General features: G+C 72.8%; 14 protein-coding genes. 2 read left to right on the top strand and 12 right to left on the bottom strand.

Annotation, left to right across the window (positions count from 1 at the left end; translation table 11 throughout):
* Nucleotides 1-70: 70 nt before the first annotated feature.
* The 12 genes from AC6EI4_RS19160 to AC6EI4_RS19105 all read right to left on the bottom strand — a co-directional run bounded on the left by AC6EI4_RS19160 (nt 71) and on the right by AC6EI4_RS19105 (nt 14143).
* Complete coding sequence (locus AC6EI4_RS19160; RefSeq protein ID WP_498452446.1) at nt 71-2698, bottom strand: DEAD/DEAH box helicase; 2628 nt, start codon at nt 2696-2698, stop codon at nt 71-73.
* Complete coding sequence (xerD, locus tag AC6EI4_RS19155; RefSeq protein ID WP_498425354.1) at nt 2695-3597, bottom strand: site-specific tyrosine recombinase XerD; 903 nt, start codon at nt 3595-3597, stop codon at nt 2695-2697. Before xerD ends, AC6EI4_RS19160 begins: the two co-directional genes overlap by 4 nt.
* 35 nt (nt 3598-3632) lie before the next feature.
* Complete coding sequence (gene ald, locus AC6EI4_RS19150) at nt 3633-4748, bottom strand: alanine dehydrogenase (RefSeq protein ID WP_498425355.1); 1116 nt, start codon at nt 4746-4748, stop codon at nt 3633-3635.
* 81 nt (nt 4749-4829) lie between these two features.
* Nucleotides 4830-5429, bottom strand: coding sequence for an NUDIX domain-containing protein (locus AC6EI4_RS19145; protein WP_498452445.1), 600 nt, complete (start codon nt 5427-5429; stop codon nt 4830-4832).
* Between the two features lies 1 nt (nt 5430).
* Nucleotides 5431-7122 carry a CTP synthase gene (gene pyrG / locus AC6EI4_RS19140; protein ID WP_498425357.1) on the bottom strand — a complete coding sequence of 564 codons (1692 nt, stop codon included), beginning with the start codon at nt 7120-7122 and terminating at the stop codon, nt 5431-5433.
* An 11-nt stretch (nt 7123-7133) separates the two neighbouring features.
* The gene (locus AC6EI4_RS19135) at nt 7134-8054 is read right to left on the bottom strand and encodes a copper transporter (protein ID WP_498425358.1); all 921 of its coding nucleotides are present in this window, start codon (nt 8052-8054) and stop codon (nt 7134-7136) included.
* Nucleotides 8051-9244, bottom strand: a complete 1194-nt coding sequence (gene steA, locus AC6EI4_RS19130; protein ID WP_498425359.1) for a putative cytokinetic ring protein SteA — start codon at nt 9242-9244, stop codon at nt 8051-8053. Before steA ends, AC6EI4_RS19135 begins: the two co-directional genes overlap by 4 nt.
* Before the next feature lie 69 nt (nt 9245-9313).
* A complete protein-coding gene (gene recN / locus AC6EI4_RS19125; RefSeq protein ID WP_498425360.1) occupies nt 9314-11074 on the bottom strand; it encodes a DNA repair protein RecN in 1761 nt (586 codons plus the stop codon).
* On the bottom strand, nt 11071-12027 hold the full coding sequence (locus AC6EI4_RS19120; protein WP_498425370.1) for an NAD kinase: 957 nt from the start codon (nt 12025-12027) through the stop codon (nt 11071-11073). The genes recN and AC6EI4_RS19120 overlap by 4 nt, the downstream gene beginning before the upstream one ends.
* A gap of 8 nt (nt 12028-12035) precedes the next feature.
* Complete coding sequence (locus tag AC6EI4_RS19115) at nt 12036-12875, bottom strand: TlyA family RNA methyltransferase (protein WP_498452444.1); 840 nt, start codon at nt 12873-12875, stop codon at nt 12036-12038.
* Between the two features lie 3 nt (nt 12876-12878).
* Nucleotides 12879-13106, bottom strand: a complete 228-nt coding sequence (locus tag AC6EI4_RS19110) for a hypothetical protein (RefSeq protein ID WP_498452443.1) — start codon at nt 13104-13106, stop codon at nt 12879-12881.
* Nucleotides 13103-14143: an HAD-IIA family hydrolase gene (locus AC6EI4_RS19105; RefSeq protein WP_498452442.1), complete on the bottom strand. Its 1041-nt coding sequence runs from the start codon at nt 14141-14143 to the stop codon at nt 13103-13105. Before AC6EI4_RS19105 ends, AC6EI4_RS19110 begins: the two co-directional genes overlap by 4 nt.
* Nucleotides 14144-14185: 42 nt before the next feature.
* Between AC6EI4_RS19105 and AC6EI4_RS19100 the strand changes: the two genes are divergently transcribed.
* Both AC6EI4_RS19100 and AC6EI4_RS19095 read left to right on the top strand, forming a co-directional pair.
* Entirely contained in the window at nt 14186-15331 is a 1146-nt protein-coding gene (locus tag AC6EI4_RS19100; protein WP_498452441.1) for a DUF1015 family protein, read from the top strand.
* 451 nt (nt 15332-15782) lie between these two features.
* Nucleotides 15783-15929, top strand: a complete 147-nt coding sequence (locus AC6EI4_RS19095) for a hypothetical protein (RefSeq protein WP_498452440.1) — start codon at nt 15783-15785, stop codon at nt 15927-15929.
* The last annotated feature ends 51 nt before the right edge of the window (nt 15930-15980 follow it).

Here is a 15980-nt window from a genome sequence, read left to right as displayed (position 1 = left end):
CTCAGCGACACCGCGTGCGGCATGCCCGCGACTCTAGGACCGGGGCCAGCGGGCCACAACCTCGGGGCCACTACAGCCGGCGCAGCCCGGTGGCGAAGACGATCGCCTCGCCGGCCTCGTCGGAGGCGTCGAGGTCCACGGTCGCCTCGAGCACCCAGTCGTGGTGGCCCTCGGGGTCGTCGAGGACCTGGCGCACCCGCCAGACCCGCACCGGCGTCTCGTCGTCGGTCCCCGGGGCCGGGGCCCGTCCGGGCTCGACCTGGAACAGCTGCGGTCCGCGGGCCTGGCTGCCGGTGCCGATCTCGTCGTGCTCGCCGTAGTAGGCCTCCAGCGCCTCGTCCCAGGCGCTGCGGGTCACCTGGAGCTCGCGCGGCGGCTCGAACCGGTCCGCGACCGCGCGCTCGCCCTTGGTCAGCGCGTCCACGTCGTCGCGTGCGGCCAGCACGACGCGGTGGAAGACCGCGTTGCGGACCATCACCCGGAACGCGCGCTCCTGCTGGGTGATCGGGCGCGAGGAGGCCGGGGCGGTCTGGTCCAGCGCGTGCGCCACCGCGTCGCGCACCGCGTTCGGGTCGGCGTCGGGGGCGCTGAGCGCCTCCCACTCGTCGAGCAGCGAGGAGTCCGTCTGGCGCACGGTCTCCCCCAGCCACTCGATCAGGTCCTCCAGCTCCGGGGTGCGGTGGGCGTCGGGGACGGTGTGGTTGAGCGTGCGGTAGGCGTCGGTGAGGTAGCGCAGCACCAGCCCCTCGGAGCGGGCCAGCTCGTAGCGCTTGACGAACTCGGTGAAGCCCATCCCCTGCTCGTACATCTCGCGCACGATCGACTTGGGCCCGAGCGCGTCCTCGCGCAGCCAGGGGTGGCCCTGGCGGTAGAGCTCGTAGGCGGCTCCCAGCATCTCGGCCAGCGGCTGGGGCCAGGTGATCTTGTCCAGCAGCGCCATCCGCTCCTCGTACTCCAGCCCGTCGGCCTTCATCTCCGCGACGGCCTCACCGCGCGCGGCGTGCTGCTGGGCCATCAGGATCTGGCGTGGGGCCTCGAGCACGGACTCCACGACCGAGACGATGTCGAGGGTGTAGGTCTCCGACTCGGGGTCGAGGATCTCCAGGGCGGCCAGGGCGAAGTGCGCCAGCGGCTGGTTGAGGGCGAAGTCGACCGGCAGGTCGAGGGTCAGCACGTAGCGCCGGCCGAGCTCGTCGGGCTCCTCGAGGCGGGTGAGTACGCCGGAGCGCAGCAGGCTGCGGGCCAGGCGCAGCGCGCGCCGGCTCAGCCGCAGCTGCTGGCGCCGCTCCTCGTGGTTGTCCTGCAGCAGCCGCCGCAGCACCGGGAAGGCGTCCTCCTCGCGGGCGACGACGTTGAGCAGCATCGCGTTGTCGACCTTCATCCGCGACACCAGCTGCTCCGGCGTCCCGTGCACGAGCTTCTCGAAGGTCTGCTCGGTCCACACCACCGTGCCCTCGGGGGGCTTCTTCAGCTGCGGCTTGCTCTTCTTCTTCGGGTTGGCGGCGTTCTTGGCCTCGGACTTCTTGCGGGCCTTCTCGTTCTCGATGGTGTGCTCGGGGGCCTGCACCACGACGTACCCCGCGGCGTCGAAGCCCGCCCGGCCGGCCCGACCGGCGATCTGGTGGAACTCCCGCGAGCGCAGCACCCGCTGCCGGCTGCCGTCGAACTTCGCCAGCCCGGTGAAGAGCACGGTGCGGATCGGGACGTTGATGCCCACCCCGAGCGTGTCGGTGCCGCAGATGACCTTGAGCAGGCCCAGCTGGGCGAGCTGCTCGACGAGGCGGCGGTACTTGGGCAGCATCCCCGCGTGGTGCACGCCGATGCCCTGGCGCAGCAGCTTGGACAGGGTCTTGCCGAAGCCGGCACCGAAGCGGAAGGTGGCGATCTGCTCGGCGATCCGGTCGCGCTCCTCGCGGCTGGCGATCGGGCTGCCCAGCAGCGTGCGCGCGTGGTCGACGGCGTTGGCCTGGGTGAAGTGCACGACGTAGACCGGTGCCTGATGGGTGCTGACCAGCTCCTCCAGGGTCTCCGCGAGCGGTGTCATCGCCCACCGGAAGCTCAGCGGCACCGGCCGCTCGGCGTCGTCGACGACCGAGGTCTCGCGGCCGTTGCGCCGGGCCAGGTCGTCGACGAAGCGGGTGACGTCGCCCAGCGTCGCCGACATCAGCAGGAACTGCGCCTGCGGGAGCTCCAGCAGCGGCACCTGCCAGGCCCAGCCGCGGTCGGGCTCGGAGTAGAAGTGGAACTCGTCCATCACGACCAGGCCGACGTCGGCGCGCCTGCCCTCGCGCAGGGCGATGTTGGCCAGCACCTCCGCGGTGCAGCAGATGATCGGGGCGTCGGAGTTCACCGAGGCGTCCCCGGTCAGCATCCCGACGTTCTCCGCCCCGAAGACCTCGCACAGCGCGAAGAACTTCTCGCTCACCAGTGCCTTGATCGGCGCGGTGTAGAAGCTCACCCGGTCGCCGGCGTACGCCGCGAAGTGGGCGGCCGTCGCCACCAGCGACTTCCCCGACCCGGTCGGCGTCGCCAGGATCACGTTGTTGCCGCTGAGCAGCTCGATGATCGCCTCGTCCTGGTGCGGGTACGGCTTGGTCCCCGCGGCGCTCGCCCAGGCGCTGAAGACGTCGTAGAGCCGGTCGGCGTCAGCCTCCTCTGGTCGGGGAGCGAGCCGGTCGAGGCGTCTCTCGTCGCTCACGAACGAGCCCTCGGATGGGCCACGGCAAAGACCTCGCGCAAGTTGTCCACGGTCACCAGTGTGTACACCTGGGTCGTGGTCACCGACGCGTGCCCCAGGAGTTCCTGCACCACGCGCACGTCCGCGCCCCCGTCGAGCAGGTGCGTGGCGAAGGAGTGACGCAGCGTGTGCGGGGACACATCGACCGGAACACCGGCCCGTTCGGCGGTCCGCGCGAGCACCGTCCAGGCGCTCTGCCGCGACAGCCGACCGCCCCGGGCGTTGAGGAAGAGGGCCGGCGTGCCGCGCCCGGCCGTGACCAGCTCGGGGCGGGCGCGCACCAGGTAGGCCTCGACCGCCTCGCGGGCGTAGGACCCGAGCGGAACCAGCCGCTCCTTGCCGCCCTTGCCGCGCAGCAGCACGACCCCGTCGACCGGGTCGAGGTCGTCGACGTCGAGTCCGACCGCCTCCGAGATCCGGGCCCCGGTGCCGTAGAGCACCTCGAGCAGGGCACGGTCGCGCAGGGCCAGCGTGGTGCCCGGCGCCCCAGCGGCCTCCAGGATCGCCTCGACGTCGCGCAGCGCGAGGGCCTTGGGCAGTCGCTTGGCGGGCGTCGGCGGCTTCACCGCGCTGGCCGGGTCCACCGTGGTCAGCCCGTCGTGCACGGCGAACTTGTGGAAGCCGCGCACCGCCACGATGGTGCGCGCGGCCGAGCTGGCCGACAGCGGCGGGTGCTCGGCGTCGCCCTCGCGCAGGCGCACCAGGAACGACGAGACCGTCGCCTCGGTGACCGCGTCGAGCTCCTCGACGCCCGACTGGGCGAGGAACCCGAGGTAGCGCCGCAGGTCACGGCGGTACGACGACAGGGTGTTGGCGGCCAGTCCCCGTTCCACGCCCAGGTGGTCGAGGTAGGTGCGCACCGCGCGCACCAGGGAGTTGGGTCCGGACGACTCGCTCAGCTCAACACACCGTCCAGTGCCACGGCGGCGATCCCGTGCGCCTCGCCGACCGGAGCGTTGACCAGCTGGCCGGCGTGCACGTTGAGACCGCGGGCCAGGCTGGGGTCCTCGAGGCAGGCGCCCCGCCAGCCGTTGTCCGCGAGCGCCACGGCGTAGGGCAGGGTCACGTTGGTCAGCGCGTAGGTCGAGGTGTGCGGAACGGCGCCAGGCATGTTGGCCACACAGTAGAAGAGTGACTCGTGGACCCGGTAGGTCGGGTCGTCGTGGGTGGTCGCCCGCGAGTCCGCGAAGCAGCCGCCCTGGTCGATCGAGATGTCGACGAGCACGGATCCGGGCTTCATCCGGGCGACCAGGTCGTGGGAGATCAGCGTCGGCGCCTTCGCGCCCGGGACCAGCACCGCGCCGATCACCAGGTCGGCGTCCAGCACCGCCCGCTCGACCTCGTAGGCGTTGGAGGCCACCGTCTGCAGGTGGCCACGGTAGATCCGGTCGGCGGCGCGCAGCTTGGCGACATCCTTGTCCATCAGCAGCACCTCGGCCTGCATGCCAAGCGCGATCGCCGCAGCGTTCATCCCGGACACACCGGCACCGATCACCACGACCTTGCCCGCGTGCACGCCCGGCGCGCCACCGAGCAGCACCCCGCGCCCTCCCCCGGCGCGCATCAGGTGGTACGCCCCGGCCTGCGGTGCCAGCCGGCCGGCGACCTCCGACATCGGCGCCAGCAGCGGCAGCCCCCCGTCTTCGCCCTGCACGGTCTCGTAGGCGATGGCGGTGACGCCACGCTCCAGGAGCTCCTCGGTGAGCGCCTTGTCGGCAGCGAGGTGGAGGTAGGTGAAGAGCAGCTGCCCCTCACGCATCAGCGGGTACTCCGAGGCGACCGGCTCCTTGACCTTGAGCACCATCGCCGCCGAGCCCCAGACCTCCTCGGCGGAGTCCACGATCCGCGCTCCGGCGGCGGCGTACTCGGCGTTCGTGATCGACGAGCCCAGCCCGGCGCCCGTCTCGACGAGCACCTCGTGCCCGTGCACGGTGAGCTCCTTGGCCCCCGCGGGGGTGATCGCGACGCGGTACTCGTGGTTCTTGACTTCCTTCGGGACCCCGACCTTCACGTGTGCTCCTCGCTGTGAGACTCACCACGTCGTTGTGGCGACGGCGCGAGACTACTCCCGCCCGGGCCGCCGCCAGGGCCTTCAGTCGCGTCGGCGCGCGTCGTACATCAGCACCGCGACGGCGACCGGGGCGTCGCTCACCCGGCCGTCGAGCACCGCCTCGCGCAGCTGCGCGAACGGCGCCCAGAACGACACCATCTCCGCCTCCTCGTGCACCAGCTCGAAGTCACCGCGATCGGCCGGGCTCAGCCCGGTGGCGACGTAGTAGTGCACCTGCTCCGAGGAGATCCCCGGCGAGGAGTACGTGGTGGCCAGGTGGCTCCAGTGCGTGGCCTGCAGCGCCGCCTCCTCGCGCAGCTCGCGCCGGGCCACGTCCAGCGGGTCCTCCCCCTCGCCGTCGATCAGCCCGGCGGGGAGCTCGACGAACTCCCGGCCGGCCGCGTGGCGGTACTGGCGCAGGCAGAAGACCCGCTCCTGCTCGTCGAGGGCGAGCACCACGACCGCTCCGGGGTGCTCCAGGACGAGCCGCCGGAACGGCTCGTCGTCCCCGTGCCCGGGGCGGCGCACGAAGTCCTCGCGCAGCGCCATCACCCAGCCGTCGCGGTGCAGGTCCGCGCTGCGCGCCACCGGCCACGAGGCCGGCGTGTCGGCCAGCACGACGTCCTGCTCCCCCGTGGACACCTCAGGCCTCGTCGAGGGCGGGGGTGCGCAGGGCGTCCTCGTCCAACGGGAAGCGCAGCTCGCGCTGCCGCTCGATCGCCGCGCCGACGAGCCCGGCGAAGAGCGGGTGCGGCCGCGTCGGGCGCGAGCGCAGCTCGGGGTGCGCCTGGGTGGAGACGTAGAAGGGGTGCACCTCGCGGGGCAGCTCCACGAACTCGACCAGGCTGTCGTCGGGCGACGTCCCGGAGAACACCAGCCCGGCCTTCTCCAGCTGGTCGCGGTAGCGGTTGTTGACCTCGTAGCGGTGGCGGTGGCGCTCCTCGATCAGCGGCGCGCCGTAGACCTCGCGCACCACCGAGCCCTCCTTGAGCGCGGCCGGGTACAGGCCCAGGCGCATCGTGCCGCCCAGGTCGCCGGCGCCCTCGACGTACTCCTTCTGCTCGTCCATCGTCGCGATGACCGGCTCGGGGCAGTCGGGGTCGAACTCGGTGGAGGCGGCCTGCTCGAGGCCCGCCTCGTTGCGGGCGTACTCGATCACCATGCACTGCAGCCCCAGGCACAGGCCCAGGGTGGGGATGCCGTGGGTGCGGGCGTAGGTCAGGGCGCCGAGCTTGCCCTCGATCCCACGGATCCCGAAGCCGCCCGGCACGCAGATCGCGTCCACGTCCCCCAGCATCCGGGCCGCTCCGGCGGGGGTGGCGCACTCGTCGGAGGGGACCCAGCGCAGCTGCACCTTGGCCTCGTGCGCGAAGCCGCCGGCGCGCAGCGCCTCGGCGACCGACAGGTAGGCGTCGGGCAGGTCGATGTACTTGCCGACCAGCGCGACGGTGACCTCCTCCTTGGGGTGGTGCACCCGGCGCAGCAGGTCGTCCCACACCGTCCAGTTCACATCGCGGAAGGGCAGGTCGAGGCGGCGCACCAGGTAGGCGTCGAGGCCCTCGCGGTGCAGGACCTTGGGGATGTCGTAGATCGACGGGGCGTCGGCGCAGGTGATCACCGCCTCCTCGTCGACGTCGCACATCAGCGAGATCTTGCCCTTGATGCTGGCCGGGAGCTCCCGGTCGGCGCGGCAGACGATCGCATCGGGCTGGATGCCGATGGAGCGCAGCGCCGCCACCGAGTGCTGCGTGGGCTTGGTCTTGAGCTCACCGGAGGGGCCGATGAAGGGCACCAGCGAGACGTGGATGAAGAAGCAGTTGTCGCGGCCCACGTCGTGGCGCACCTGGCGCGCGGCCTCCAGGAAGGGCTGCGACTCGATGTCGCCCACGGTGCCGCCCACCTCGGTGATCACCACGTCGACGTCGTCACCGCCCATGGCGCGGATGCGGTCCTTGATCTCGTTGGTGATGTGCGGGATCACCTGGACCGTGTCGCCGAGGTAGTCGCCGCGGCGCTCCTTGGCGATGACCGTGGAGTAGACCTGCCCGGTGGTGACGTTGGCGATCTGGTTGAGGTCGGTGTCCAGGAACCGTTCGTAGTGCCCGATGTCCAGGTCGGTCTCGGCCCCGTCATTGGTGACGAAGACCTCGCCGTGCTGGAACGGGTTCATGGTGCCCGGGTCCACGTTGAGGTAGGGATCGAGCTTCTGCATCGTCACGCGGAGACCGCGGGACTTCAGCAGAGCACCCAGGCTAGAGGCGGTGAGCCCCTTGCCGAGGGAGGAGGCGACTCCTCCGGTCACGAATACGTGCTTTGTCGGCGTCGCGATCTTCACGGAGTTCCACCCTACCGGAGAGGGGCGGCTCCGTCCGAACCGGACGCGCCGAAGGCCCCGACGCTGCCGTCCAGGACGCCGATCAGCGCCTGCACGGCGGTGACCTGCCCCAGGGGACGCTCGACGCCGTCGACCGTCGCCAGCTGCGCGGCCACCTCGTCCTCGCGGAGCCGGCCGAGCTGGCCCTCGGCTCCGGACGCGGTGGATCCGGCGAGCACCACGCCGGTGGCGGTGCCCCGCAGGCCGGAGACGATGCCGGCGAGGATCGCGTCGCTGCCCGCGTGGTCGCCGTCCTCGTCGGCCGGCTCCTCGCCGAGCACGACCAGCACCAGCGGCGCTCGTCGGGTGGCGCCGGCCGCGGTCTTGGCGAGGCCTGCGCCGGCCAGGCTGTCCAGGATCTCCTGGCCGCTCTCGTCGATGGGCTCACCGGCGACGTTCTTGCTGGCGATGCCGCGCCCGAGCAGCTGGCCGATGCGCTGGTAGGTCGTCGCGTCCGCGGTCGCGGAGCCCGGCCCGGCCTGGGTCACCAGCTGGCTGCCCAGGGTGTCGACCAGCGCCTTCTCCCCCGGGTCCACCATGGCCTCCTTCAGCGCGTGCACGCCCGTCAGCCGGCCCTTGGCGGCCGCGACCTGCGCCGTCAGCGCGTCGAGGACCTCGGTGTCGGCGCCCGGGAGCGTCACGATCGCGACGTCGCGACCGCTCAGCCGGTCGGCGTAGACGAGCGGGGCCACGGTGGTGGCGAACGTGTCGGCGTAGGCGGCGGCGCTGGTCGCATCGTCGGCGCGCTGCTGGGCCGAGACGGCCCGGCGCTCGGCGTCGTCGCCGGCTGTCCTGCCCACCTCCGAGAGGGGGCCGCCGCCGAGGACCACACCGACCGCGAGCGCCAGGAAGATCGAGACCAGGGAGACGAGGTGGTGGCGGAACGAGATCACGGGAGGAGTCCTTGCAGGTAGTCGAAGAGGTCGGCGAGGCCGTCGGTGGCCTCGGTGGTCCACTCCTGGCCGACGGGGGTGACCCCGATCGCGGCGGCGAGGGCCACCAGCGCGGCGAGCAGGACGACGAAGACGTGCCGTGGCCGGACCCGACCGGAGTACAGCGCCGGGACGGCCTCGGCGTCGACGAGGCGGGGGCCGAGCTTGAGCCGGGTGAGGTAGGTGCTCGCCAGACCGGCGCGCTGGCGGTCCAGGAACTCCGCGAGCGTCGCGTGCATCCCGACGCCCACGATCAGGCGGGCGTGCCCGGAGTCGGCGAGGATGAGAGCGGCGTCCTCGGAGGTGGCGCCGGACTCGAAGCGCACCGGGCGCACTCCGAGTCGCTCGAGGTGCTCGGTGGAGTCCCGGCTCGCGCCGCGCGCCACCCGGACCACGACGTCCTTGGCCTGGCGCAGCACCTTGGCCGAGGGGGCGTCGTCCTCGTCGGCGTCGCCGCTGATCACCACGACGTCGGGCCGGTACCCCGCCTCCAGCAGCGCGTCGGCACCGCGGTCGACGCCGATCAGCACCGGTCGCTGCTCACGGATGTAGGTGCGGATGCCGGCCAGCTCGGTGCGGTACTCGTGACCGGCGACGACCACCACCACCGGACGGCCCTCGAACCTGGTGGCCAGGCTCGGCACGCCCTCGCCGTGCAGGAGCAGGTCCTGCTCGCGGCGTAGGAACTCGGTGCTGTTGTGGGTGAAGCTCTCGAGCTGGGTGCCCAGCCCGCGGCGGGCGCTCTCCATCTCCTCGCGCACGGTGCCCGCGTCGACGACGCGTCCGCGCGCCACCTCGGCGTCGTCGACGTGGACGACGCCCTCGTCGATGCGGACCGTGCTGGCGTCACGGATCGCCGCGAAGCCGTCGGCGCCGAGGCCGTCGACGACGAGCAGGCCGGCCTCGACGAGGACCTGGGGTCCGAGGTTCGGGTAGCGCCCCGAGATCATCGGGGAGGCGTTGAGGACGGCGACCACGCCAGCATCGACCAGGGCCTGTGCGGTGGCCCGATCCATGTCGAGGTGGTCGAGGACAGCGACGTCACCGGGACGCACCCGCGAGATCAGGACCCGTGTGCGCCGCTCGGCGCGTGCGGTTCCGACGATCCCGGGCAGTGCGGCAGGGGTGCGTGGTCGTACAGAGAACTTCATGACCGGGTCATCTTCTCAACCCGTTCGGAGCCCTTGTCGCAACCGCGCAGGCCGGGCGAGTCGCCCTTGTCAGCCCAGCGCGCGGGCCGGCTGGGCGCTGTCCAGCAGCTCCCGGGCGTGCGCCAGGGCCGAGTCGGAGTCGTCCATCCCGGCCAGCATCCGGGAGAGCTCACGCTGGCGGTCCTCGGGTCCGAGGACGGTGAGCCCCGAGGTGGTCACAGTGCCGTCGCTGGACTTCTCCACCACCACGTGCCGATCGGCGTACGCCGCCACCTGAGGCAGGTGGGTGACCACCAGGACCTGGGCCGTGCGGGCCAGCTGAGCCAGCCGGCGACCGATCTCGACGGCGGCCCTGCCGCCGACGCCGGCGTCGACCTCGTCGAAGACGAAGGTCGGGACGGGGCTGGTGCCGGCGAGCGAGACCTCGAGGGCGAGCATCACCCGGGAGAGCTCGCCTCCCGAGGCGCCCTTGGCCAGCGGACGGGGCTCGGCACCGGAGTTCGCGGCGAGGAGCAGCTCGACCTCGTCGACCCCGGAGGCGGTGAAGCGCAGCCAGCGCTTGCCGACCCGCAGCGGCGCCCCGGTGAGTCCGGCGTCGCCTGCGGGGGGCTCCTGCTCGCTCTGGCGCACCGCGATCTCGATCCGGGCGTGCGGCATCGCGAGCCGGGTCAGCTCCGCGGTCACCTCCTCGCCCAGACGCAGCGCCGCCGCCGTGCGGGCCTGCGACAGCTCGCCGGCCACCTGCGCGAGCTCCTCGCGCAGGCTCGCCTGGCGGGCCTTGAGCTCCGCGATCCGCTCGTCGGTGGAGTCCAGGTCGAGCAGCCGCTCGGCGCTGGTGCGGCTCCAGTCGAGGACCTCGTCGATGCTCTCGCCGTACTTGCGGGTCAGCGCGGTCAGCGCCGCGCGACGCTCGGAGACCCCCGCGAGCCGGATCGGGTCGCTCTCGATGCGCGCGGCGTAGGACGCGACGTCGGCGGCGACGTCGGAGAGCAGGTAGCTGACCTCCGCGAGCCGGTCGGCGAGCTCGGCGGCCTCGCCGTCGTGCTCGCGCACGCCCTCGAGCAGGTTGCGCGCCACCGAGGCGGCGCCCAGCGCGTCCGGGGCGCCGCTCTCACTGGAGAGCGCCTCACGGGCCTGCTCGGCGGCGGTGCGCAGGGTGTCGGCGAAGCCGAGCCGGTTCTCCTCCGCGGCGAGCGCGGTGTCCTCACCGGGCTCGGGCGCGACCCGCTCGATCTCCTCCAGCCCGAACCGGAGCAGGTCGGCCTCGCGCGCCCGCTCGCGCGCGGTGGCGACGACCTCCTCCAGCTCGCGCTCGGTGGCCAGCAGCTCGGTGTGGAGGCCGGCGTAGCGCTGAGACAGCCCGGCGATCTCGGTGCCCCCGAACCGGTCGAGGGCGGTGCGCTGGGCGGAGCCGCGCAGCAGCCGGTGCTGGTCGGACTGCCCGTGCACCGCGACCAGTGGCTCGGCCACCTCGGCCAGGGTCGCCGCCGGTACCGAGGCGCCGCCGACGAACGCGCGCGAGCGCCCTTCGGCCGACAGGTTGCGCGCCAGCACGACCAGGCCGTCCTCGACCTCCCCGCCGGCCTCCTCGACGCGGGCGACGAAGTCGGGCAGCGCCTCGGCCCGCACCACGCCCTCGACCCGGGCGCCGCGCGCTCCGGAGCGCACCGCGCCGCTGTCGGCGCGACCGCCGAGCAGCAGCGTCAATGCGGTGACGATCATGGTCTTGCCGGCCCCGGTCTCGCCGCTGATCACGGTCAGGCCCGGCCCCAGCTCGAGCGTGGAGGACTCGATGACCCCCAGCGAGCTGATCCGGATCTCCTCGATCACGCCTGTCCCCCGCTCACCCGGCGCCGGCGCTCCGCCGCGCCGCGCCAGCCCTCGACCGAGAGACCGAACTTGGCGACCAGCCGGTCGGTGAAGGGTGCCTGGTGCAGCCGGACCAACCGGACCGGGCGCTGCCCGCGCCGTACCTCGATGCGAGCGCCGGGGGGAAGCTCCACCGTGCGCCTGCCGTCGCACCACAGCACGCCGGCGCCCTCGGTCTGCGCCAGCACCTCGACCGCCAGCACCGAGGTGGGGGCGACCACCATCGGTCGGGCGAAGAGCGCGTGCGCGCTGATCGGGACCATCAGCAGCGCCTCGACGCCCGGCCAGACCACGGGTCCCCCGGCGCTGAAGTTGTAGGCGGTCGAGCCGGTGGGGGTCGCGCAGACCACCCCGTCGCAGCCCCAGCGCGAGAGCGGACGCCCGTCGATCTCGACGACCACCTCGAGCATCCGCTGGCGAGCGGCCTTCTCCACGCTCGCCTCGTTGAGCGCCCAGGTCTGCGCGATCAGCTCCTTGTCGCGGTAGACAGACACGTCGAGCGTCATCCGGTCCTCGGCGGTGTAGCGGCGGTGCACGATCGCGTCGATCGTCAGCTCCATGTCGTCGGACTCCGCCTCGGCCAGGAAGCCGACGTGCCCCAGGTTGACCCCGAGCACGGGTGTGCCGCTCTCGTGGGTCATCTCCGAGGCGCGCAGGATCGTCCCGTCGCCGCCGATCACCACCACCAGCTCACAGCCCTCGACCGGGTCGCCGTGCTCCTCGTCGGCCACCTCGATCAGCGAGTCGGGCGATTCCCGGTCCGCGCCCGAGTAGAACCCGAGGTCGGGCGCCTCGTGGGCGAGCAGGCGGACCACGATCCCGTTCTCGACCAGGGACTTGCAGAAGGCCCGCGCGACCTCGCGGGCCTCCTCCCGTCCGGTGTGGGCGAGCAGGAGGACACGGCGGCTGGGCATGGGCGCGGTCACGTGTCCACCCTCTCACCCGAGACCCCCAGCGACGCCGAGCGTTGCACCTCCGCGGTGATCTCCTCGGCGCCGATCAGCGCCGGTCCCGCGCGCAGCCACAGGAAGAACTCGACGTTGCCCGAGGGGCCGGGCAGCGGGCTGGTCACCACCGCACGGGCCCCCCAGCCCCGGCGCGCAGCGCTGTCGGCGATCGCGGTGACGGCCTCGGCGCGCAGGGCGAGGTCGCGCACCACGCCGCCCTTGCCGACCCGGTCCTTGCCGACCTCGAACTGCGGCTTCACCATCAGCGCCAGGTCGCCCTCGGGCTTGGTGGCGCCGATGAGCGCGTCGAGGACCAGCTCGAGGGAGATGAAGGAGAGGTCGCCCACGACCAGGTCGACGGGGCCGCCGATGGTCTCGACGCTGAGGTCGCGGATGTTCGTGCGGTCGTGCACCTGGACCCGCTCGTCCTGCTGCAGGCGCCAGGCGAGCTGGCCGTACCCGACGTCGACGGCCACCACCTCGGCCGCGCCCAGGCGCAGCAGCACGTCGGTGAAGCCGCCGGTGGAGGCTCCGGCGTCCAGGCACCTGCGTCCGCGGACGGTGAGGCCCTGCTCGGCGAACGCGGCCAGGGCGCCGGCGAGCTTGTGCCCTCCGCGGGAGACGTAGTCGGGGCGCTCGGGGTCGTCGAGCACGACGAGGGCGACGTCGGTGGTGACGCCCGTGGCCGGCTTGCTCGCGAAGGCTCCGGCTACCTTCACCCGGCGCGCGGCGACCAGCTCGCTGGCGTGCTCGCGCGAGCGGGCCAGGCCGCGCCGGACCAGCTCGGCGTCCAGGCGGAGTCGACGGGGAGGCACCGCTCAGCTCCCGGCCGGGCGGCCCGGGCGAGGCAGCTGGGGGCGGGTGTCGAGGGCCTGACGCAGGCGCTGGTGGGCGGACTCGTAGAGCGCCACGTGCTCGGAGAGGGGCAGCGCGTCGATCCCGTCCAGGGAGTCCAGGACGGCATCGACGGCGGCGACGCCGGTCGTGGCGCTCGGGGCGCTCGGGGCGCCCGGATCCGAGACGCCGAGCTCGTGGGACTCACTCATGCCCCGAGGCTACCGCTCGCCGTCGGCTCCTCGGCCGAGGGCGGGACGAGCCCGGACGTGTCGACCACCACCCCCGTCTCGTCGAGGTGGCGCCAGGCCGCGACCGCGACCGCCTGCCACCACGCGGTCGGGTCCCCGCTGCCGTGCACCGTCAGCCGCCCGGCGTCGACGCGGGCCGTCCAGCCGCGCTGCTGGACACCGTCGGAGGTGAGGTCGGGGGTCCGGTGCGCCTCGAGGAGTCCGTCCAGACCCGGCGCGAGATAGGTGGGTCGCAGCGTCGGTGGCGCGGCGACGAGCTCGCTGAGGCCGGTCACCCCGGTCAGCACGAGCAGCGAGTCGATGCCGGCGGCCGTGGCGCCCTCGATGTCGGTGTCGAGGCGGTCCCCGACCATCAACGGGCGTACGGCGTCCATCCGGCGCACGGTCTCGTCGAGCAGGGGGCGCTGCGGTTTGCCTGCCACCACGGGCGCCACCTCGGTGAAGCCCTCGAGCATCCGCACCAGCACCCCGTGCCCCGGCGCCAGGCCGGCGCCGGTGGGGAAGGTCAGGTCGGTGTTGCTGGCGACCCACCACAGCCCGTTGCGGATCGCCACCGCGGCCTCCATGATCTCGCGCCACAGCACCTGCGGACCGAAGCCGGTCACCACCGCGTCGGGCTCGTCGGTGACGCTCCCGACCGGCTCGAGGCCCTCGGCGCGCAGGGCGTCCTCGAGCCCCTGGCCCCCCAGGAGCAGCACCCGGCCGCCGGCGCCGAGCCGTTCGCGCAGGACCCGGGCGGCGGCCTGGGCCGAGGTGACCACGTCCTCGGGACCGGCCGGGATGCCCAGCTCAGCGAGGTGCTCGGCCACGACCTCGGGAGGACGCGAGGCGTTGTTGGTGATGAACGCGAGCCGCATCCCGGCCTCACGCGCGGCCGACAGGCTGCCCGCAGCGCCGGGCACCGCGTCGGGACCGACGTAGACGACCCCGTCCAGATCCAGCATGGCGAGGTCGTAGGTGGCGGTGAGCGCCTCACGCGACGAGCCCAGCAACGACATCCCTCTCCTTCGTAGGTTGGTCCGGCGCAATACGATGCACCGATGGAGTCGAGCAGTGTGGTGCGCCCGCCTTTCGTGGCGACGCCGCTGCGACTGTTCCCCTTCCGCGCCCTGATCCTGGACCAGACCCGGATCGGGGACCCCGCCGCAGCGCGGGCGTTCGCGCGACCTTATCGCGCGGTCGGGCAGCGCCTCGCGCGCTGGGAGCAGGAGGGCCGACTGCGCCACGACCCGGTGCCGGCGCTCTACCTGCACGAGTACACGGCGGGGGGCCTCACGGTCCGGGGGCTGGTGGGGGCCGTCGACCTCTCGCACGGCGAGGGCACCGGCCGCGAGCGCGCCATCCTCCCGCACGAGGGCATCCACCCCGAGCAGGTCTGTGAGCTGGCCGAGCGCATGTACGAGATGCAGCTCAACCCGGCCCCGATCCTGCTGGTGCACCGCGGCCCGCTCGCCGTGCGCAACGTGATGCGCCGCATCCAGGCCAGCGCCGCACCGGATCACTCCTTCGTGGACCGGGCCGATCAGCAGCACCGGATCTGGGCCATCCGGGACTCCGGGACGCTGCAGACGATCACCTCGGCACTGGCCCGCTCGCACGCCCTGATCGCGGACGGGCACCACCGCTATGCGGCGTACCTGCGCCTGCAGCAGCAGCATCCAAGCACCCCGTGGGACCGGGGGCTGGCGATGCTGGTCGACCAGGACGAGAGCCCGCTGTTCCTCGGGCCCATCCACCGACACCTGCAGGGCGTCACGTTCGACCACCTGGCCGACGCGGCGCGCACGGCGGGCCTCGACCTCGTCATCTGTGACGAGCTGGCCGCCGTCACCGCCCTCTCCCCCGCCTCCCTGGTGGTCTCCGACGGGAAGCGCTGGGGGGCTCTACGACTGCGCCCGCAGCCCGGCTCGTCCCGCGGCGCCGTGGAGGTGCTGCACCAGCAGGTGCTCCCGGCGCTGGTCGCAGGGGTGCCGCGAATGTCGTACCACCACTCGGTGGAGCAGGCCCTGGCCCGCACCAGCAGCGAGCGTGGCCTTGCCGTGCTGATGCCGGCCCCTGACTTCGACCTCGTCAGCGAGATCGTCTCCGACCAGCGCCTGCTCCCCGAGAAGGCGACGTCGTTCCAGCCCAAACCCAGCCTCGGCGTGCTGATGCGCTCGATCCGTGACGAGACCGCCGGCCGCTGAGCCTCAGCCCGCCGCCAAAACCGCCCGCCCAAGGCCGCCAAGGCCGCCGCCAAGGCCGCCGCCAAGGCCGCCGTTTGGTCCCCAACGGACGCCATTCCGCGTCTGGACATGCCGTTTCTGCCCAATCGGCGACCCATCACGCCTCCGCCGCCCTCGGTGCCCGGAGAACCCGCCCGGTGACGAAACGTCGACCAATTGTGACTCTCTGGAGCAGAACGACGAGGGGCGCGCCGGCGTGGACGGGACTTCTCCTTGGCGCCTGGGGGCACGACGGCTCGGAGGAGAAGACCATGCCTCGAGCGGTGGGGGCTCGGGACCATGGCTCGAGACGACGCCGCCGGCTCACCACCCGGCGCCATCCCTGCCCCAGATGCGAGCATCCGCCCCGGGAAGACCCTGGCGTTCTACGGGCACGCGTACACCTCCACATGTAACGACACAGGTGGACGCGGTGAACGACAACCGCTTGACCCCGCGCAACTCGCCGTCACGTTCCCCCGGCGGCGAGACCATCGAGCTGGGCGAGTTCACCTACACGACCGCGCTCGTCGGCACTCAGCGCCTCACGGGCGTAAATGCACGTAGAGGCCATCACTGACCCGGGGGTCTGTGATGGCCTCTACGTTGAAGTGTTGTCCGGCGGCGTCCT

The organism is Nocardioides sp. Z43_10, assembly GCF_059766615.1.
This window is presented reverse-complemented; position numbering and strand designations above follow the sequence as displayed.

Bases quoted from the DNA above. Each gene is read 5' to 3' on its own strand.
- steA (WP_498425359.1), bottom strand. From the start codon at position 9,244: ATGAAGTTCTCTGTACGACCACGCACCCCTGCCGCACTGCCCGGGATC.
- AC6EI4_RS19120 (WP_498425370.1), bottom strand. From the start codon at position 12,027: ATGCCCAGCCGCCGTGTCCTCCTGCTCGCCCACACCGGACGGGAGGAG.
- AC6EI4_RS19110 (WP_498452443.1), bottom strand. From the start codon at position 13,106: ATGAGTGAGTCCCACGAGCTCGGCGTCTCGGATCCGGGCGCCCCGAGC.
- AC6EI4_RS19105 (WP_498452442.1), bottom strand. From the start codon at position 14,143: ATGTCGTTGCTGGGCTCGTCGCGTGAGGCGCTCACCGCCACCTACGAC.
- AC6EI4_RS19100 (WP_498452441.1), top strand. From the start codon at position 14,186: ATGGAGTCGAGCAGTGTGGTGCGCCCGCCTTTCGTGGCGACGCCGCTG.